Here is a 22,098-nt window from a genome sequence, read left to right on the forward strand (position 1 = left end):
ATGAGAAGAGCCGAAATCGCTGCATTTCCACTGACCCTTGCGCAGTCGGATATCTATCTCGACCAGCAGCGTTTTCCTGCCGATCCGGTCTATAACATCGGTGGCTATATCAGCCTGCAAGAAATCGACCTGGCGCGGCTGCGCGAGGCGCATCGACTACTTGTTCGCGACAACGACGCCTTCGGTCTACGCATGCGAGCCGGTCGCGAAGGAGTACTGCAGTACGTATCAGCACAGCGAAATGCTGAATTGCCCGAGATCGACTTCTCTGCATTCGTCGATCCCGAGAGTCAAGCGAAGGAATGGATGCAAGAGCGCTTTCAGCGCGTGTTCGACCTGCACGATAGCGAGCTATACCTGGCTTGCGTGCTGCGGATCTCTGCGCGGCAGCACTGGTATTGTGTGATTGCGCATCACTTGATCATTGATGGGTGGGGTTTTGCCAATCTTGCGCGCTGCCTGGCAGGGCATTATCGCCGCGAAGTCCAGGCGTTGTCGCTGACATGGCGTGATATGGCAGAAGAGGACCAGGTCTATCTGGCGAACGGACGCTATGCCGCGGACCAGGATTACTGGCAGGCGCGCATAGGTGCAGTGCCGGTTCCGTTGCTGCAGCCATATCATAGGCGGCGTTTTGAACCCGGACGAGCGACGCCTAGCGGCCGTGAAACAATCGTCGTACAGGTCGCAGACTATGCTCGCTTGGCAGATCTGGCTGCGCACTATCGCGTGGGACTGCCGCAACTATTGCTCGGCGCGTTCGCGGTGTGCGTTGCACGCCTAGCTGACAGCGAGGAGGCGGTGATCGGCCTACCGGTGCACAATCGGCGTGGGCATGCGCAGAAGCAGGCCATTGGCGTATTCACGGGAATGATTCCCCTAGCGTTCAACCTGCCGGGTGAAAGCAGCTTCGCTGCACTGCTGCAGGTGATCACAGAACGACAGCGTAGTGATTATCGTCGCCAGCGCTATCCAATCGGGCACCTCGGCCGCGATCTTGGCGTTGCCGGTAGCGGGCGTCATTTGTTCGACGCTAGTTTTAACTATCTGAAGCTCGACAGCCGCTTTCAGGTGGGCGAACGAAGCGCCGAGATCTATTACCTTAGTCACGGCTATAGCCAAACCCCGTTGACGCTTACAGTGTGGGAATACGGGCATTTGCAGCCGATCGAATTCCATTTTGACCACAACTTGGCATACCTTGATGCGGTTGAGGCTCGCATGTTCGCTGCACGTTTCCAGACAGTGCTGCAGCAACTGATCGAAACGCCAGGGATTACTCTGGACGACGTTGCCGCGATGCCCGAAGACGAGGCGGCGAGTTGCGTGCGCCTGGCGCTCGGGCCGTGTGCGAGGACTCCGGCTTTAGCTTACGCCCACCAACTGTTTCGTGCTCAGGCATTGCGTCGACCCGAGGCGATCGCGGTGGTCGACGACCATCGTCGCGTGTCTTACGGCGAGCTTGAGGGGCGTGCCAATCGTTTGGCCCGGACGCTGCGCGAATATGGTGTGGGTCCAGACGATCGAGTTGCGTTGTGCGGTGAGCGTGACTGGAGCTTGATACTGGGTGTACTAGGCATTCTTAAGGCCGGCGGTGCCTATCTGCCAATCGATCCGTCCCAGCCAGATACACGTATTGCTGCGATACTGGCGGATGCCAATCCCGTGCTTTGCCTGACCAATACGGTGCTCTCCGGGCGCATCGCCAACTTGGGCAGCACGCCGGTGCTGGCGTTGGAGGCGTTCATCGACGAGCGTGTGCAGGATGCGGGCGAAGGGTTGGATCCTGAAGCGATCGGCTTGCGTCCCGGGCATCTGGCCTACGTGATCTATACATCTGGTTCGAGTGGAACACCCAAGGGCGTAATGCTAGAGCACGCCGGCTTGGCGCATCTAACACAGTCCCTTCAAGACACCTACGAACTCGGCGTGGACGATCGAGTGCTGCAGTTCTCCTCGATCGCCTTCGATGCTGCGACCTGGGACTGGGGCCGTGCATTCGCTGCAGGGGCAACCCTGTACATTTGTCCGGAGCACACGCGCAGTTCCGGTGAAGGCTTAGGGCGCTATCTTCTCCAACAAGGCATCACCCATGCCTTGATTCCTCCGGCGGTCCTCGCTCATCTCGACATCCGGCCAGAGTACGCGTTGCGTTCGCTGATCATCGGCGGCGACGTGTGCGAAGCACGACTTGCAGACGCGTGGTCGCGCAAGTGCCGGCTGTTCAACGCCTACGGTCCGACAGAGGCGACCGTGGTCGTCTGCCAAACGGAGTTGACCCCGGAAGCGCCGGTGACGATCGGTTCGGCGCTACCGGGCTACGTATTGCACGTGGTTGATCGTGCCGGTCGTCTTGCGGCGATGGGCGCGCAGGGCGAACTGTGGATTGCCGGACCAGGCTTGGCGCGTGGCTACCTCGGGCGCCCGGACCTGACCGCGGCAAGCTTTGTCGAAGGCTGCGGCGCATTAGCCGGGCAGCGCTGGTATCGCAGCGGTGACCGTGTCCGGCGCAATAGCGACGGTGCGCTTGAGTTTCTTGGTCGCGTCGACGCACAGGTCAAGATCCGTGGTTTGCGTATTGAACCGGGCGAGATCGAGGCCGCCTTGCATCAATGTGCGGAGCTGTTATCGGCCTTCGTAGGCACGGTGGGCGAGGGCGCAGATAAGCGTCTGGTGGCCTGGGTCGTCCCCGTCGCCGATAACGGTCTGGACCATGCTGCGTTGTTCGCGACACTACGGGAGTTCCTGCGGCGCGATCTGCCCGAGTACATGATTCCGGCTGCATGGGTGCGGTTGGCCCGGATGCCGCTGAACACCAGTGGCAAGGTCGATCGGAATGCACTGCCGATGCCCGTCGCGACCGATGCCGAGCCGGAGAGTGCGCCCGTCACTGAAGTGCAACGACGCATCGCCGGATTGTGGGGCGAGATCCTGGGAATTGCCCACGTGGACATCGACAGTGATTTCTTCGCGCTAGGTGGACATTCGTTGCTGGCCTCGCGTCTGGCGGTTGCGTTCACGGAGGAGTTCGGGCGTAGCTGGACACTGCGCGACGTATTCGAACATCGCACCATCCACGATCAGGCAATTTACCTGGAGCGGACTGCGGTGGCATCCGAGCCCATCATGCCAGCGCCCGCCGGCATGTCGCCACCATTGTCGTTCCAGCAGCGGCGATTGTGGCTGACCGACCGCATCGAAGGTGCCGGCGCGCACTACAACATTCCGGCAGCCCTGCGCTTGCTGGGTGAGTTGAATCGCAGCGCCCTGGCCGTAGCTTTAGAGACCGTGGTTCAGCGCCATGCTGTGCTGCGCACGATCTACGCCGAACGCGATGGCGAACCTGTTCAAGTGACGCTGGCGCGGACGGTCGTGCCGCGCATCGTCGATGCTTCCTCCATTCCGGAACATGCGCGCAACGAGGCGTCGCTTGCATATTGGCGAACCGAGGCTTCGACGCCGTTCGACCTTGCCGCCGAACTGCCACTGCGCGTGGTCCTGGTGGTGTTCGCGCCACATGACCACACCTTGCTGCTGACCATCCATCACATCGCTGCAGATGGCCGGTCGATCGAGATCTTGGCGCGCGAGTTTGGTGCCGCCTATGCCGCGGCAGCGCGAGGTGATGATCCCGGCATGGCCTTGCGAGCGCCGACTGTGCAGTACGCCGACTATGCCGTCTGGCAGCGGAGAACGATTACCGACGAAGTGCTGGCACCGTCGCTGGATTTCTGGCGCAGTGCCTTGAATGGTGCGCCAGCATTGCATGCGCTTCCGTTGGATCGGCTGCGTGCGCCGCAGGCTGAGGCATTCGGTCGTCATTTCCTCACCCGCATCGCGCAGCCGTCCGCCGCAGCGCTGCACGCATTGGCACAGGGTCAAGGCGCGACCTTCTTCATGGCACTGCGCGCCATGCTGGGTGCGTTGTTGTGGCGATGGAGCGGAGAGACCGATCTGCTCATCGGCGTGCCCGTTGCCGGCCGCGACCGGCCAGAGACCGAGCCTCTGATCGGCTTTTTCGTCAATACGCTGGCGCTGCGCAGCGATGTATCTGGCGATCCGACTTTCATGCAGCTGCTGGCGAGAAGCAAGACGGAAGTGCTGTCCGCCTTCTCACACCAAGCGCTGCCGTTCGACCGCCTGGTTCACGAGGTGGCGCCGGCACGGGTTCCGGGCGCTTCGCCGCTCTACCAGATCATGTTGTCTTTCGGCACCGAGTCGATTCCGGCGTTCGACCTCCCCGGCGTACAGGTGCTGCGGTACGAGGCAGATGCGCAGCTCATTCCGTTGAACGTCGATCTCGACATCTCTGTCGAGCGCGACGGAGATAGCTATACGGTCCGTTGGCACTATCGCGCCGAGTTGTTCGATGCGGTCAGCATGGAACGTCTAGCCAGTGCCTTCCATCGGCTGTTGGACGCGGTCGTGGCACATCCGCAACAACGTATCAGCGCATTGCCGTTGCTCGGCGCCGACGATTCGGCCTTGCTCGACGCCTGGGAGGGCAGTGGGTATGTCATCGCCGATGGCGAATGGGCGCACGAGCGCATTGCCGCGTGCGCCACGCGTGCCGGTGCGCATCCTGCGTTGATCGATGGCGATGTAATGCTCGATTACGCCACGGTGGAGGCTCAGGCCAACCGCCTGGCGCAATGGTTGCGTGCCCGCGGTATCGGCGAAGGCGCCTGCGTTGGTGTGTGTCTGGCGCGCGGCTGGCGCCAGCCGCTGGCCGCCCTGGCGGTGCTGAAGGCAGGCGCGGCCTATGTGCCGCTGGATCCGGCGTATCCGCAAGCGCGCCTGCGTGATGCGGTCGAGGATGCTGGCATCGCGTTGGTACTGAGTACGTCTGATCTTGCGGCTGAGCTTGCCTTTGATGGTGTGGAGACGACGACGCTGGATGCGCCAGCGTTCATGGCGGAACTGGAGGCGATGGCGGCGCATGCGCCGCAGGTGGTGGTGACCGACGCGACGCCTGCGTATGTGATCTTCACCTCCGGCTCCACCGGCCGGCCCAAGGGTGTGGTCATCGGCCATGGCGCGCTTGCCGCGTATCTGGATGGACTGCAGGCGCAGTGCAATATCGTGCCCGCTGACAGGTTGCTGCAGTTCGCCTCGTTCGGCTTCGACGTCTATGTCGAGGAGTGTTTCATGGCCCTATGCCATGGTGCGACGCTAGTGCTGCGCGACGAGGAGACGATCACCGATGGCGAGCGCTTCTGGTCCTGGGTCGTGCGCAAGCGCATCAGCGTACTGAATTTGCCGACCGCGTTCTGGCACGCGCTCACGGAGACGATGTCGCCCGACGTGGCGCGCATGGCCGCGGGTGTGCGCTTGTGCACGATAGGCGGCGAGGCGGTGCAAGCTGCGAACGTGCTGCGCTGGAATGCGACCATGCCGCCTACGCTGCGACTCCTGAATGGGTATGGCCCCACCGAAGCGACGGTGACCGCCACGACGGCGGACCTGGACTCTCTGGATCCTGCCTGCGTAGCGGTGCCGATCGGACGTCCGCTGCCACATGTGCGCTGTCGGGTGGTGGGAGTCGCGAGCGAACGGGTACCGATCGGCGTGGCCGGCGAGTTGTATCTGGGCGGCGCGAGTCTGGCGCTCGGCTATCTGGGACGCGAGGCGCTCACCGCCGAGCGTTTCGTACATCTGGACGGTGAGCGGTGGTACCGCACAGGCGACCGGGTGCGCTGGCGCAACGACGGGCAGCTGGAGTTTCTGGGTCGACTGGACGACCAGGTGAAGCTGCGCGGTTTCCGGATCGAACTCGGAGAAATCCGCCTTCGTCTGGAAGCGCAGGCCGAGATCGCGTCGGCGTTCGTGCAGGTGATCGAGCACGGCGGCGAGTGCCGCCTGGCGGCATGGGTGGTGCCCAGCGCGCCGGTGGCTGACACTGCCTCGCTCGCGGCCCAATTGAGGCTGCGCCTTGGCGAAAGCTTGCCGGGCTACATGGTGCCCTGGCAGATCGTGCCGATCGATGCATTCCCATTGACGCCCAGCGGCAAGATCGACGCGCGCGGATTGCCGGAACTGGTGGTGGAACAGGCCGACTTTGTTGCGCCGTCCACCGGCACCGAGCGGGTGGTCGCGGAAATCTGGCGCGAGTTGCTCGATTGCGGACCGGTCGGCGTCGACGATGATTTCTTCGAACTTGGCGGACATTCGCTGTTGGCGATGCGCCTGGTTGGCCAGCTTGGCCGGGCACTGCATAAGCGTGTCACTTTGCGCGCGCTGTTTGAACATCCCAGCGTGCGCCGTCTGGCGGCCTGGTTGGACACGACTGCGACGGCCGAGGTCGATAGCATCGGTCCGGTCGAACGTTCCGGTAGGCTGCCGCTGTCTTCGGCGCAAGAACAGCTCTGGTTCCTGGCCCAGTTGACTCCCGATTCGACGGCTTACCACATGTCCGCCGTCTTGCGTCTGCATGGTGCGCTGAGTTGCGATGCGCTACGGGCGGCGTTCGTGGCGGTAGTTGCGCGGCACGAGGTGTTGCGCACTGCGTTCGTCGATGTCGACGGTGTTCCGATGCAGGAAATCCGTTGCGACGCGGGCTCGGCCTTGTGCTGGAATGAAATCGCCGCCGCCGATTCCCTCGCGCTTGAGGCGGCGGGGCGCGCCAATCACAACACATCTTTCGATCTCGGTCGCGATCCACTGATCCGCGTTTGCCTGATCCGCGAAGCGGGCGATCGGCATGTGCTGCTGGTGACCGTGCACCACATCGTGTTCGACGGTTGGTCGATGGCCGTGCTGATGGATGAGGTGGCGGTTTTCTACACGGCACTACGCGAAGGACGCGCGGTGTCGCTGCCGCCATTGCCGATCCAGTACGTCGACTTTGCCGTCTGGCAACGCGCGCAAGCGGATACGGCGCATGATGCCTGCGCGGACTATTGGAGGCGTGCGCTCGACGGCGCTCCACGGTTGCTGGAATTGCCGACCGATCGTCCGCGGCCGGTGCAACAGGTGTTGGCCGGCGACAGCGTGCCCGTCTTTCTGGACGCCGAAATAACGGCTGCGTTAAAAGTGTTGGGGGCGCGTCACGGCGTCACCTTGTTCTCCACCTTGCTGGCGGGCTGGGCTGCGCTGATGGTTCGCCTGAGCGGTCAGGAAGATCTGGTGCTCGGTATCGCCAGCGCCAACCGCGAGCGTCAAGAACTCCAAGGCTTGATCGGATTTTTTGTCAATTCGCTGGCACTGCGCTTCGATGCTTCGGGGAGTCCCACGGTTGCGCAATGGCTCGAACACACGCAGGCGCGCGTGATGGAGGCACAGGCACAACAGGAGCTGCCGTTTGATCGCGTGGTCCGGCTGGTCACGCCCACGCGAAGCCTGACCCAAAGCCCTGTGTTCCAGGCCTTCTTCGCCTGGCAGGACGGCGATATTGCCGACCTGGTCCTACCGGGGTTGCGGATAGAACCGATGACGAGCAGCGCGGGTGGGGGGGAGACCAAGTTCGATCTCTCGATGGCATTGCATGAAACTGCATCGGGTGGTGTCGACGGCGTGCTGGAATATGCCACGGCCCTGTTCGACCGTGAGACAGTGCAGCGTTTTGTGGCGTCCTGGCGGACCTTGCTGTGCGCGATGGCGAGCGATGACGCCCTGGAATTGGCCGCGCTTCCGCTGTTGGGCGACGAGCAGCGCCTGCGCTTGTTGCGCGATTGGTCGGGGGAGATGCTGCCCTACCCGAACGAGGAAAGACTCGAGCAATGCTTCGACCGTATTGCTGCATCGACACCGGATGCAATTGCGATCGTCGACGGTGACTGCACGTGGTGCTATGCCGAACTCGCTACGCGCGCGCGCGCGCTGGCCGAGCGCTTGCGTGCGCACGGAGTCAGATCGGGCGATCGGGTGGCAATCCAATCGCCGCGTTCGGCACTCCTGGTATCGGCACAGCTCGCCGCGCTGTACTGCGGTGCGATCTACGTGCCACTGGACTCGAATGCCCCGAGGGCGCGGCGCGATTTCATCCTGGAAGATAGCGCGGCCTGCGTGTTGCTTGTGCCGACTGCCGAAGCGACCGAGTTTGAACTGTCTCCACTGGTCCATGCATCGCAAGCAATGCCGGACGAGGGGATCGATGCGATCGCCTATGTGATGTACACCTCCGGTTCCACTGGCAGACCGAAAGGTGTGGCGGTGTCGCACAGAGGCATCCGTCGCCTGGTTGTCGGCAGCGGTTACGGAGATTTCAGTGCATCGGACCGCGTGGCTTTTGCCGCAAACCCGGCGTTCGATGCGAGCACGCTGGAAGTGTGGATGCCACTGTGCAATGGCGGTCGCCTTGTAATCGTCGATCAAGACACGCTGTTGGAGCCGCTACGGCTGGCCGCGTTGCTTGAGTACGAAGAGGTGACCGTTTTGTGGATGACGGTCGGCCTGTTCAACCATTACGCTGACCAAATCGGTGCGGCATTGGGGCGGTTGCGCGTATTGATGATCGGTGGCGATGCATTGGATTCCGCGGTCGTCTCGCGCTTCCTGGCCTCGCGTCCCCAAGCTCGCCTGCTCAACGGCTACGGTCCGACCGAGACCACGACGTTCGCACTGACACATTCCATCACTGCGGCCTCGCCAGGACAGCGTATCCCTATCGGACGGCCAATCCGCAACACCCGTGTCTATGTGCTGGATGCGCGGCGTGAACCGGTGCCGGTGGGCGCGGTGGGCGAACTCTACATCGGCGGCGACGGTGTGGCTGCCGGTTATCTTAATCTTCCCGAGCTGACTGCCGAACGCTTCCTGCCCGATCCCTTCGCCGCAAGCGGGCGCATGTATCGTAGTGGCGATCGGGTGCGCTGGCGCAACGATGGCACTCTCGAGTTTCTTGGGCGCGCGGATCGGCAGGTCAAGATCCGTGGCTTCCGCGTCGAACTGGGCGAGATCGAAGCATGTCTGCGCGAGCATCCCGGAGTGCGGGGAGCAATGGTGGTTGCGCAGCCTGAGTCGAGCGGACGTGCGCTGACGGGTTACGTCATACTCGATGCGTCGCTGCCGCATGGCGATGCGGTAGCGACGCTGCGCGGATATCTTGCCGACCGCGTGCCGGACTACATGCTGCCAGAGGCCTTCGTCGCACTCGAGTGCTTCCCACTTACCGCCAACGGCAAGGTCGACCTGCGTATGCTGCCGCAGCCGATGGATGCCAACGACGGCATTCACGTTCCGCCGGCGACCCCGACCGAGCAGGTACTGGCCGAGATCTGGCAGCGCCTGCTCGGTCGCGAACGGATCAGTGCCAGCGATGGCTTCTTCGCGCTAGGCGGCCATTCCCTGCTGGCCACGCGTGTTGCGGCTGAGATCGGGCGCCGTACTGGCGTGAAAACGCCGGTGCGCATGTTGTTCGAGCTTCCGGAATTGCGTGCACTCGCCACCTGGCTCGATGGGCAGGTGGCGACGGGCGATGCGCCGATCGCGCGGGCAGACCGCTCCGGTATGCTGCCGCTGTCCTCCGCGCAAGAGCGGCTGTGGTTTCTGGCGCAGGTCGAGCCGGAATCGATCGCGTATCACGTTCCATTGGGGCTTCGCTTGCGCGGCGAACTGGATCGTTCGGCGTTGCGCGCGGCGCTAGAGCGCGTCGTGGCAAGGCATGACGCGTTGCGTACTGTGTTCATCGATATCGAGGGTACGCCTGCGCAGGTGGTGACCGCGTCCGCGCCTGCTGCGTTCGAGTGGGAGTATTTCGACGTCCGTGATACAGGCGACGCTACCGCGTGCCTGGTCGCCTCTACTCGGAAAGCCTTCGATCTTGCCCGCGGACCGCTGTTGCGTGCCTGTGTGGTACGCGAGGCGGATGCATGTTATGCATTGCGGGTGACGGTGCACCACATCGTCTTCGATGGCTGGTCTGTCGGCTTGCTGATCGACGAGATTGCGACGCAGTACGTGGCCCTGCGCGCAGGCGATGCGGACCCCTTGCCACCGCTGTCGGTCCAATATGCCGACTACGCGGCGTGGCAGCGCTCCCAACTGGAAAGGCCGGAACAGCTCGCACATGCAGAGTATTGGCGCCATACGCTCGCTGGCGCGCCCGGCCTGCTGGAATTGCCGACCGACAGGCCGCGCCCTGCGCAACAGTCCTCTACCGGGCAGACTTTGCCTTTCATCTTCGATACCGGGCTGACGTCCGCGCTGAAGGCGTTGAGCAAGCGCTGCGGCACCACTTTGTTCACCGTCCTGTTGGCTAGTTGGACGGCATTGATGGCGCGCCTGAGCGGGCAGCAGGACCTAGTGCTCGGCATCGCCAGCGCGAATCGCGGGCGCGAGGACATCCAAGGTCTGATCGGACTGTTCGTCAACTCGATGGCGCTGCGCTTCGATGTCTCCGGCACACCGATGGTTGCGACCTGGATCGAGCAGGTGCGCATGCGCCTGCTCGATGCCCAGGCACATCAGGATCTGCCGTTTGATCGCGTGGTCGAGTTGGCCGCACCCATGCGTAGTTTGGCGTACAGCCCGCTCTTCCAGGTCTTCTTCGCCTGGGAGGACAGCAACGCAACCGATGTATCCCTGCCTGGACTTCGTGTCGAAGCGCTGACCGACGATGTGGGTGGGGAGGCCATGTTCGATCTGAGCGCGGCATTGGGCGAAGTCGATGGCAGCGTTGTTGGCGTCCTGGAGTATGCGACCGCGCTGTTTGATCGGTCGACAATCGAACGCATCGTGGTGATGTGGCGTGGCCTAGCGCGCGCCATGGCCGAGGACGAGGGCTGTGCGTTGTTGGCGTTGCCGCTGCTGAACGAAGCGGACATCAGCTTGCTCGACGCCTGGGAGGGCAGTGGGTATGTCATCGCCGATGGCGAATGGGCGCACGAGCGCATTGCCGCGTGCGCCACGCGTGCCGGTGCGCATCCTGCGTTGGTCGATGGCGATGTAATGCTCGATTACGCCACGGTGGAGGCTCAGGCCAACCGCCTGGCGCAATGGTTGCGTGCCCGCGGTATCGGCGAAGGCGCCTGCGTTGGTGTGTGTCTGGCGCGCGGCTGGCGCCAGCCGCTGGCCGCCCTGGCGGTGCTGAAGGCAGGCGCGGCCTATGTGCCGCTGGATCCGGCGTATCCGCAAGCGCGCCTGCGTGATGCGGTCGAGGATGCTGGCATCGCGTTGGTACTGAGTACGTCTGATCTTGCGGCTGAGCTTGCCTTTGATGGTGTGGAGACGACGACGCTGGATGCGCCAGCGTTCATGGCGGAACTGGAGGCGATGGCGGCGCATGCGCCGCAGGTGGTGGTGACCGGCGCGACGCCTGCGTATGTGATCTTCACCTCCGGCTCCACCGGCCGGCCCAAGGGTGTGGTCATCGGCCATGGCGCGCTTGCCGCGTATCTGGATGGACTGCAGGCGCAGTGCAATATCGTGCCCGCTGACAGGTTGCTGCAGTTCGCCTCGTTCGGCTTTGATGCGTATGTCGAAGAGTGCTTCATGGCGTTGTGCCATGGTGCGACGCTAGTGCTGCGCGACGAGGAGACGATCACCGATGGCGAGCGCTTCTGGTCCTGGGTTGTGCGCAAGCGCATCAGCGTACTGAATCTGCCGACCGCCTTCTGGCATGTGCTGGTGGAGACGCTGCCGCCTGCAGTGGCGGCCATGGGAGCGGGTGTGCGCCTTTGCGTGATCGGTGGCGAGGCGGCGCAGCCGGCAAGGGTACTGCGCTGGAATGCGGCCATGCCACCTGCACTGCGGCTATTGAATACCTACGGCCCCACCGAAGCGACGGTGACCGCCACGACGGCGGACCTGGACTCTCTGGATCTTGCCTGCGTAGCGGTGCCGATCGGACGTCCGCTGCCACATGTGCGCTGTCGGGTGGTGGGAGTCGCGAGCGAACGGGTACCGATCGGCGTGGCCGGCGAGTTGTATCTGGGCGGCGCGAGTCTGGCGCTCGGCTATCTGGGACGCGAGGCGCTCACCGCCGAGCGTTTCGTACATCTGGACGGTGAGCGGTGGTACCGCACAGGCGACCGGGTGCGCTGGCGCAACGACGGGCAACTGGAGTTTCTGGGTCGACTGGACGACCAGGTGAAGCTGCGCGGTTTCCGGATCGAGCTGGGCGAGATCGAGAGCCGTCTGCACGCCGAGGCATCGGTACGTGAGGCGGTGGTGGTGGTGCGGGGCGAGCAGGCGCAGGCGCGTCTGGTGGCGTACGTGACGCCGTCCGAGGAGGTGGTGGCTGACGGCTGGATCGCCCAATTGAAGGGCGCGTTGGCCGAGGTGCTACCGGGCTACATGCAGCCGTCGGCGTACGTGGTGCTGGAGGCGCTGCCGCTGACGGTCAACGGGAAAGTGGACAAGAGCGCGCTGCCGGAGCCGGAGCCTGAGCACGGCGAGACGGTGGCGCCGGAGACAGACACCGAGCGGGCACTGGCGCAGATCTGGGAGCGGGTGCTGCAGGTCGGTCCGGTCGGGGCGCAGGCCAACTTTTTCGCGCTGGGCGGGCACTCGTTGCTGGCCACGCGGATCGTGAGCGAGATCGCGCGGGTGCTGGGCAAGTCGGTGCCGGTGCGTGCGCTGTTCGAGCAGGCGACGCTGCGGGAGTTGGCGGTGTACGTGGACCGGCAGGTTGTCAGTGGCTATGCGCCGATCCCGACGGTGGCGCGCGACGGCGCGCTGCCGTTGTCGTTTGCGCAGCAGCGGCTGTGGTTCATCGACCGGCTGGAAGGGGGCAGTACGCAGTACAACATGCCGGTTGCGTTACGGCTGCGTGGTGCGCTGTCGGTGGAGGCGTTGGGCCAGGCGCTGTCGGGTCTGCTGGCCCGGCATGAGGTGCTGCGCACGGTATATCGGGAGGTGGACGGCACGCCGTGGCAGGTGATCGTGGCCGATGCACAGGTGCCGCTGGTGGTAGAGGATTTGAGCGCGCTGCCCGCAGCCGACCAGGAGGCAGCGGTGCAGGCACGGGTGCAGCGGGAGGCGGGACAGCGCTTTGACCTGGCGCATGAGCCGATGCTGCGGTGTCGGGTGCTGCGGCTTGGGCCACAGGAGCATGCGGTGCTGTTCACGCTGCACCACATTGCCAGTGACGGTTGGTCGATGGGGGTGTTGGTACGTGAGTTTGTGGCGCTGTATGCGAGCGCGCTGCGCGCAGAGGCGGCGGCGCTGGCGCCGCTGCCGGTGCAGTACGCGGACTATGCGGCGTGGCAGCGCGAGCGCTTGCAGGGGGCGGGGCTGGAGGCGTCGCTGGGCTATTGGCGGGAGCGGTTGCAGGGACTGCCGGCGGTGCATGGCCTGCCGCTGGATCGGCCGCGCCCGGCGCGGCAGGCATACGCTTCGGACTCGGTGAATCGACTGCTGCCGCCTGCGCTGCTGCAAGCGTGCAAGGATTTTGCTGCTGCCCATGGCGCCACACTTTTCATGGTGCTGGAAGCAGCGCTGGCGGCACTAATCGCGCGCTGGAGCGGAGAGCGCGACATCGCCATCGGCACGCCGATCTCCGGACGCGTCCGCCAGGAACTTGAACCGCTGATCGGCTTCTTCATCAACACGCTGGTTCTGCGCAATGATCTGTCCGGTGATCCCGATTTCCATACGCTGCTCGCGCGGACCCAGCGCTCCGCGCTTGAAGCTTATGCACACGAAATCCCGTTCGAATTGATCGTCGACGACCTCAGGCCCGAACGTAGCTTGGCCTACAACCCGCTTTGTCAGATCAAATTTATGCTGCAGCACGGAGCGGCGGAAGCATTGATGCTTCCCGACGCTGAAGTTGAAGTGATTGATGACAGCTCCGGCACCATTCGCTTTGACTTCGATCTCAACGCTTTCGACACCGACGACGGACTGCAGCTGCACTGGAGCTACCAAACAGCGCTGTTCGATCGTGAGACGGTCAAGCGCATGGCAAGCGGCTACGAGTCGTTGCTGGCGGCCCTCTTGCGCGAGCCGGGCAAGCCGTTCAACCAGCTCGCCGTGCAAGATGAAACCGTACACGAGGAATTGCTGGCACAGGGCCGCGGCCCGTCCAGCACGCGTTACCGCGAGCAGCCGCTGATTCGTCAACTGCAGGCGCAGGCGGCGGCGACGCCGGAGGCGGTGGCGGTGCGGTGCGGTGCGCAGCAGTTGACGTACCGCGAGCTGGACCGTGCCTCCAACCGGCTGGCGCAGGCGCTGGCCGAGCAGGGCATCGGCGTGGGGGCGCGGGTGGGGGTGGCGCTGGAGCGTTCGTTGCCGCTGCTGGTGGCGCTGCTGGGAGTGATGAAGAGCGGCGCGGCCTACGTGCCGGTGGACCCACGGCAGGCGCCGGCACGTACGCAGGCGATCCTGCGCGACGCTGAGGCGCTGGTGCTCCTGCTCGACAGCGGCGGTGGGGTTTCGGTTGCCGGGTTGGATACGGTGTTCATGGACGGGGCGGAGCAGGGGGCGTGGCTGTCGGCCTATCCGGACCAAGCGCCGGCGGTAGAGATAACGGCCGAGCACAGCGCGTACGTGCTGTACACCTCCGGCTCGACGGGCATGCCCAAGGGCGTGGAGGTGCTGCAGCGCGGCCTGGCCGATTACTGCGCCTTTGCGCGGGGAAACTACTACGCCGGGCATTTGGCCGGTGCGCTGGTGGCGACCTCGCCGGCGTTCGATCTGACGGTGCCGAGCCTGTATGTGCCATTGCTGGTGGGCGGCTGCGTGGAGCTGCTGCCGGGCGAGGAGGCGGTGTCTGGGCTGGCCGCGGCGCTGGAGGCGGCGACGGCCCCGGCGTGGTTGCTGCGGCTGACGCCCTCGCACGTGCAGGGGCTGCTGGCGCTGTCGGATGCGCAGCCGCGGCTGGGCGCGCACGTGTTCGTGGTGGGCGGAGAGGCGTTTCCGGCGGAGCTGGCGCACACGTTGCGGGCGAAGTATCCGCAGGCGCGGATCTACAACCACTACGGGCCGACCGAGGCGGTGGTGGGAAGCAGCTGGTACGAGGTGAGTGACCAGGTGCAGGCAAGCGGCATGCTGCCGATCGGCCGTGCGATGGAGAACACGGCGCTGTACGTGCTGGACGCGCGGATGGAATTGCAGCCGCCGGGCGTGGCGGGTGAGCTGTACATCGGCGGATGGGGAGTGGCGAAGGGGTACGTGAAGCGGGAGGCGTTGACGGCCGAGCGCTTCGTGGCGAGCCCGTTCGAGGCTGGGGAACGGTTGTACCGCACAGGCGACCGGGTGCGCTGGCGTAACGACGGGCAACTGGAGTTTCTGGGTCGACTGGACGACCAGGTGAAGCTGCGCGGGTTCCGGATCGAGCTGGGCGAGATCGAGAGCCGTCTGCACGCCGAGGCATCGGTACGTGAGGCGGTGGTGGTGGTGCGGGGCGAGCAGGCGCAGGCGCGTCTGGTGGCGTACGTGACGCCGTCCGAGGAGGTGGTGGCTGAGGGCTGGATCGCCCAATTGAAGGGCGCGTTGGCCGAGGTGCTACCGGGCTACATGCAGCCGTCGGCGTACGTGGTGCTGGAGGCGCTGCCGCTGACGGTCAACGGGAAAGTGGACAAGAGCGCGCTGCCGGAGCCGGAGCCTGAGCACGGCGAGACGGTGGCGCCGGAGACAGACACCGAGCGGGCACTGGCGCAGATCTGGGAGCGGGTGCTGCAGGTCGGTCCGGTCGGGGCGCAGGCCAACTTCTTCGCGCTGGGCGGGCACTCGTTGCTGGCCACGCGGATCGTGAGCGAGATCGCGCGGGTGCTGGGCAAGTCGGTGCCGGTGCGTGCGCTGTTCGAGCAGGCGACGCTGCGGGAGTTGGCGGTGTACGTGGACCGGCAGGTGGCCAGTGGCTATGCGCCGATCCCGACGGTGGCGCGCGATGGCGCGCTGCCGTTGTCGTTTGCGCAGCAGCGGCTGTGGTTCATCGACCGGCTGGAAGGGGGCAGTACGCAGTACAACATGCCGGTTGCGCTACGGCTGCGTGGTGCGCTGTCGGTGGAGGCGCTGGGTCAGGCGCTGTCGGGTCTGCTGGCCCGGCATGAGGTGCTGCGCACGGTATATCGGGAGGTGGACGGCACGCCGTGGCAGGTGATCGTGGCCGATGCACAGGTGCCGCTGGTGGTAGAGGATTTGAGCGCGCTGCCCGCAGCCGACCAGGAGGCAGCGGTGCAGGCACGGGTGCAGCGGGAGGCGGGACAGCGCTTTGACCTGGCGCATGAGCCGATGCTGCGGTGTCGGGTGCTGCGGCTTGGGCCACAGGAGCATGCGGTGCTGTTCACGCTGCACCACATTGCCAGTGACGGTTGGTCGATGGGGGTGTTGGTACGTGAGTTTGTGGCGCTGTATGCAAGCGCGCTGCGCGCAGAGGCGGCGGCGCTGGCGCCGCTGTCGGTGCAGTACGCGGACTATGCGGCGTGGCAGCGCGAGCGCTTGCAGGGGGCGGGGCTGGAGGCGTCGCTGGGCTATTGGCGGGAGCGGTTGCAGGGACTGCCGGCGGTGCATGGCCTGCCGCTGGATCGGCCGCGCCCGGCGCGGCAGGACTTTGCCGGTGGCCGGATCGAGCAGGGCATCGCGGTGGCGACGCTGGCCGGCCTGCAGGCGCTGGCGCAACGGCACGATGCGAGCTTGTTCATGGTGCTGGAAGCAGCACTGGCGTGGTTGTTGGCGCGCTGGAGCGGGGAAGGAGACATCGTCATTGGTACGCCGATCGCCGGTCGGGTGCACCAGGACGTGGAGCCGTTGATCGGGTTTTTCGTGAACACGCTGGTGCTACGCACGCAGCTGAGCGGGGAGGAGACATTCGAAAGTTTGCTGGCGAGCACGCGACAACGCGTGCTGGAGGCGTACACGCACCAGGAGATCCCGTTTGAGATGCTGGTGGACGAGCTCAAGCCGGTACGCAGCCTGAGCCATGCGCCGTTGTTCCAGGTGTTGCTGTCGATGCGCAACAACGCGCAGGTGGCGTTGGCGTTGCCCGGGCTGGACGTGTCTTCGCTGGGCGAGGGTTACGAGCAGGCCAAGTTCGACCTGCAGCTAGCGGTACAGGAGACCGACGAGGGACTGCGGCTGACGTGGGGGTATGCCAGTGGGTTGTTTGAGGCGGCAAGCATCGAGCGGCTGGCGCGTGCGTATGCACAGCTGTTGGTGCAGATCGTCGAGCGTCCCGAGGCGACGCTGGCGACGCTGCCGCTGATTGAAGAGCAGGAGCGCACGGCACTTGCGAAGCGTAACGCCGACAAGCGCCCTTTCCCGGCTCGCGGTTTCCACCGGCTGTTTGCAGGTCAGGCTGTAGCGACGCCTGACGCGCTCGCCGTCCGCTGTGGCGAGTCGCAATTGACGTATCGCGAACTAGACGATGCTTCCAGCCGATTGGCGCACGATCTTCGCAATGTGGGTGTGGAAAGCGGTGCACTGGTCGCCCTGTGCCTGGAGCGCGGTGTCGATCTGCCGGTAGCGATTCTCGGCGTGCTGAAGGCCGGCGCGGCGTGGTTGCCGTTGGATCCAACCTATCCCGATGCGCATCTGCAGTACGTGCTGGAGGACAGCGGAACATCGCTCGTGCTTGGACACGCTGCAACAGCCGAGCGTCTGTCGGCGCTTGGCGTGCCGGCGCGGATGCTGGATGCATCCGACATCTCGCACTGGCCGCAGAGCGCTCCCGAGATTCCGGACGAGTTGCCGGCCGATCTGGCCTATGCGATCTATACCTCAGGCAGCACTGGCCGCCCCAAGGGCGCGCTGATCGAACACCGGTCGCTGTCAAACCTGGCGATGAATCTCGGCCCCGACGGTATCGCCGATGGCATCTTTCACGGCTGTTGGGCATTGATCGGCTCGCATGCCTTCGACGGTTCGATCAAGGGATTGTTGCAGTTGGCATGGGGTGGATCCTTGCTAATCGTGCCCGATGCCGTGAAAACCGATCCGGCGATGCTGCGCGCACTCTTGCAATCGCAACAGGTGGACCTGATGGATTGCACGCCGTCGTTACTGGAGTCTTGGCTTGCGGCGGGTCTCGAGGATTGCCTACCGAACATCGTGATCGGCGGCGAGGCAATTACTTCCAGGTTGTGGCACGAGCTGATTGCTTGGCAATCGCGTACAGGGCGCGTGGCGATCAACGTTTACGGTCCGACGGAATGTTGCGTGGATGCGACTTGGAGTCTGGTCCAGGGAGAGGCTCCGACAATCGGCCGCAATCTAATCAACGTCGAGTGCCGCGTGCTGTCGTCTGCTGGCATGCAGCAGCCGATCGGCGTATCCGGTGAACTGTGCATCGGCGGAGTCGGGGTGGGGCGTGGCTATCATCGTCGTCCGGCGCTCACCGCCGAGCGTTTCGTACATCTGGACGGTGAGCGGTGGTACCGCACAGGCGACCGGGTGCGCTGGCGTAACGACGGGCAACTGGAGTTTCTGGGTCGACTGGACGACCAGGTGAAGCTGCGCGGTTTCCGGATCGAGCTGGGCGAGATCGAGAGCCGTCTGCACGCCGAGGCATCGGTACGTGAGGCGGTGGTGGTGGTGCGGGGCGAGCAGGCGCAGGCGCGTCTGGTGGCGTACGTGACGCCGTCCGAGGAGGTGGTGGCTGAGGGCTGGATCGCCCAATTGAAGGGCGCGTTGGCCGAGGTGCTACCGGGCTACATGCAGCCGTCGGCGTACGTGGTGCTGGAGGCGCTGCCGCTGACGGTCAACGGGAAAGTGGACAAGAGCGCGCTGCCGGAGCCGGAGCCTGAGCACGGCGAGACGGTGGCGCCGGAGACAGACACCGAGCGGGCACTGGCGCAGATCTGGGAGCGGGTGCTGCAGGTCGGTCCGGTGGGAGCGCAGGCCAACTTCTTCGCGCTGGGCGGGCACTCGTTGCTGGCCACGCGGATCGTGAGCGAGATCGCGCGGGTGCTGGGCAAGTCGGTGCCGGTGCGTGCGCTGTTCGAGCAGGCGACGCTGCGGGAGTTGGCGGTGTACGTGGACCGGCAGGTGGCCAGTGGCTATGCGCCGATCCCGACGGTGGCGCGCGATGGCGCGCTGCCGTTGTCGTTTGCGCAGCAGCGGCTGTGGTTCATCGACCGGCTGGAAGGGGGCAGTACGCAGTACAACATGCCGGTTGCGCTACGGCTGCGTGGTGCGCTGTCGGTGGAGGCGCTGGGTCAGGCGCTGTCGGGTCTGCTGGCCCGGCATGAGGTGCTGCGCACGGTATATCGGGAGGTGGACGGCACGCCGTGGCAGGTGATCGTGGCCGATGCACAGGTGCCGCTGGTGGTAGAGGATTTGAGCGCGCTGCCCGCAGCCGACCAGGAGGCAGCGGTGCAGGCACGGGTGCAGCGGGAGGCGGGACAGCGCTTTGACCTGGCGCATGAGCCGATGCTGCGGTGTCGGGTGCTGCGGCTTGGGCCACAGGAGCATGCGGTGCTGTTCACGCTGCACCACATTGCCAGTGACGGTTGGTCGATGGGGGTGTTGGTACGTGAGTTTGTGGCGCTGTATGCAAGCGCGCTGCGCGCAGAGGCGGCGGCGCTGGCGCCGCTGTCGGTGCAGTACGCGGACTATGCGGCGTGGCAGCGCGAGCGCTTGCAGGGGGCGGGGCTGGAGGCGTCGCTGGGCTATTGGCGGGAGCGGTTGCAGGGACTGCCGGCGGTGCATGGCCTGCCGCTGGATCGGCCGCGCCCGGCGCGGCAGGACTTTGCCGGTGGCCGGATCGAGCAGGGCATCGCGGTGGCGACGCTGGCCGGCCTGCAGGCGCTGGCGCAACGGCACGATGCGAGCTTGTTCATGGTGCTGGAAGCAGCACTGGCGTGGTTGTTGGCGCGCTGGAGCGGGGAAGGAGACATCGTCATTGGTACGCCGATCGCCGGTCGGGTGCACCAGGACGTGGAGCCGTTGATCGGGTTTTTCGTGAACACGCTGGTGCTACGCACGCAGCTGAGCGGGGAGGAGACATTCGAAAGTTTGCTGGCGAGCACGCGACAACGCGTGCTGGAGGCGTACACGCACCAGGAGATCCCGTTTGAGATGCTGGTGGACGAGCTCAAGCCGGTACGCAGCCTGAGCCATGCGCCGTTGTTCCAGGTGTTGCTGTCGATGCGCAACAACGCGCAGGTGGCGTTGGCGTTGCCCGGGCTGGACGTGTCTTCGCTGGGCGAGGGTTACGAGCAGGCCAAGTTCGACCTGCAGCTAGCGGTACAGGAGACCGACGAGGGACTGCGGCTGACGTGGGGGTATGCCAGTGGGTTGTTTGAGGCGGCAAGCATCGAGCGGCTGGCGCGTGCGTATGCACAGCTGTTGGTGCAGATCGTCGAGCGTCCCGAGGCGACGCTGGCGACGCTGTCCTGGCAGGATGCGCCCGCGCAGGCGCAGGTGCTGGCACAGGGCCGCGGCCCGTCCAGCACGCGTTACCGCGAGCAGCCGCTGATTCGTCAGCTGCAGGCGCAGGCGGCGGCGACGCCGGAGGCGGTGGCGGTACGGTGCGGTGCGCAGCAGTTGACGTACCGCGAGCTGGACCGTGCCTCCAACCGGCTGGCGCAGGCGCTGGCCGAGCAGGGCATCGGCGTGGGGGCGCGGGTGGGAGTGGCGCTGGAGCGTTCGTTGCCGCTGCTGGTGGCGCTGCTGGGAGTGATGAAGAGCGGCGCGGCCTACGTGCCGGTAGATGCCCAGCAGGCACCGGCGCGCTTGCTGGCGATCCTGGACGATGCCGAGGTGGGCCTCGTCCTGGGTATGCCGTCGGCGTTGACGGCGACGGCGATCCGTGGTCTGTCCATGGACGGAGCGGAGCAGGGGGCGTGGCTGTCGGCCTATCCGGACCAGGCGCCGGCGGTAGAGATAACGGCCGAGCACAGCGCGTACGTGCTGTACACCTCCGGCTCGACGGGCATGCCCAAGGGCGTGGAGGTGCTGCAGCGCGGCCTGGCCGATTACTGCGCCTTTGCGCGGGGAAACTACTACGCCGGGCATTTGGCCGGTGCGCTGGTGGCGACCTCGCCGGCGTTCGATCTGACGGTGCCGAGCCTGTATGTGCCATTGCTGGTGGGCGGCTGCGTGGAGCTGCTGCCGGGCGAGGAGGCGGTGTCTGGGCTGGCCGCGGCGCTGGAGGCGGCGACGGCCCCGGCGTGGTTGCTGCGGCTGACGCCCTCGCACGTGCAGGGGCTGCTGGCGCTGTCGGATGCGCAGCCGCGGCTGGGCGCGCACGTGTTCGTGGTGGGCGGAGAGGCGTTTCCGGCGGAGCTGGCGCACACGTTGCGGGCGAAGTATCCGCAGGCGCGGATCTACAACCACTACGGGCCGACCGAGGCGGTGGTGGGAAGCAGCTGGTACGAGGTGAGTGACCAGGTGCAGGCAAGCGGCATGCTGCCGATCGGCCGTGCGATGGAGAACACGGCGCTGTACGTGCTGGACGCGCGGATGGAATTGCAGCCGCCGGGCGTGGCGGGTGAGCTGTACATCGGCGGATGGGGAGTGGCGAAGGGGTACGTGAAGCGGGAGGCGTTGACGGCCGAGCGCTTCGTGGCGAGCCCGTTCGAGGCTGGGGAACGGTTGTACCGCACAGGCGACCGGGTGCGCTGGCGTAACGACGGGCAGCTGGAGTTTCTGGGTCGACTGGACGACCAGGTGAAGCTGCGCGGGTTCCGGATCGAGCTGGGCGAGATCGAGAGCCGTCTGCACGCCGAGGCATCGGTACGTGAGGCGGTGGTGGTGGTGCGGGGCGAGCAGGCGCAGGCGCGTCTGGTGGCGTACGTGACGCCGTCCGAGGAGGTGGTGGCTGAGGGCTGGATCGCCCAATTGAAGGGCGCGTTGGCCGAGGTGCTACCGGGCTACATGCAGCCGTCGGCGTACGTGGTGCTGGAGGCGCTGCCGCTGACGGTCAACGGGAAAGTGGACAAGAGCGCGCTGCCGGAGCCGGAGCCTGAGCACGGCGAGACGGTGGCGCCGGAGACAGACACCGAGCGGGCACTGGCGCAGATCTGGAGCGAAGTCCTCGGATACGAAGACATCAGCGTCACCGCCAGCTTTTTCGACCTCGGCGGCCATTCGTTGCTAGCGACACGACTGATCAATGCGGTTCAGCGGCGCATGGAGATTGAAGTGTCAATCCGCCTGCTTTTCGAGCGTTCCGACATCCGCAGCGTGGCCGCATTGATCGATGCAGAACGGTTGCGCAAGAGCAATCGCGAAAGGGTGATGGAACAAAGCAACCATGTGGAAACGGAGTGGTGA

1 protein-coding gene is annotated in these 22,098 nt (G+C 65.3%); it reads left to right on the forward strand.

Annotated elements, in window-relative coordinates; genetic code table 11:
• Positions 1-22,098 (forward strand): non-ribosomal peptide synthase/polyketide synthase, encoded by a 22,098-nt coding sequence (locus tag AC1PLU_RS07195; RefSeq protein ID WP_481108066.1) that lies wholly within the window; start codon positions 1-3, stop codon positions 22,096-22,098.

Source organism: Xanthomonas sp. NCPPB 2933 (assembly GCF_056725225.1).

Excerpts from the sequence above, each read along its gene's own strand:
- AC1PLU_RS07195 (WP_481108066.1), top strand. The coding sequence starts at position 1 with ATGAGAAGAGCCGAAATCGCTGCATTTCCACTGACCCTTGCGCAGTCG.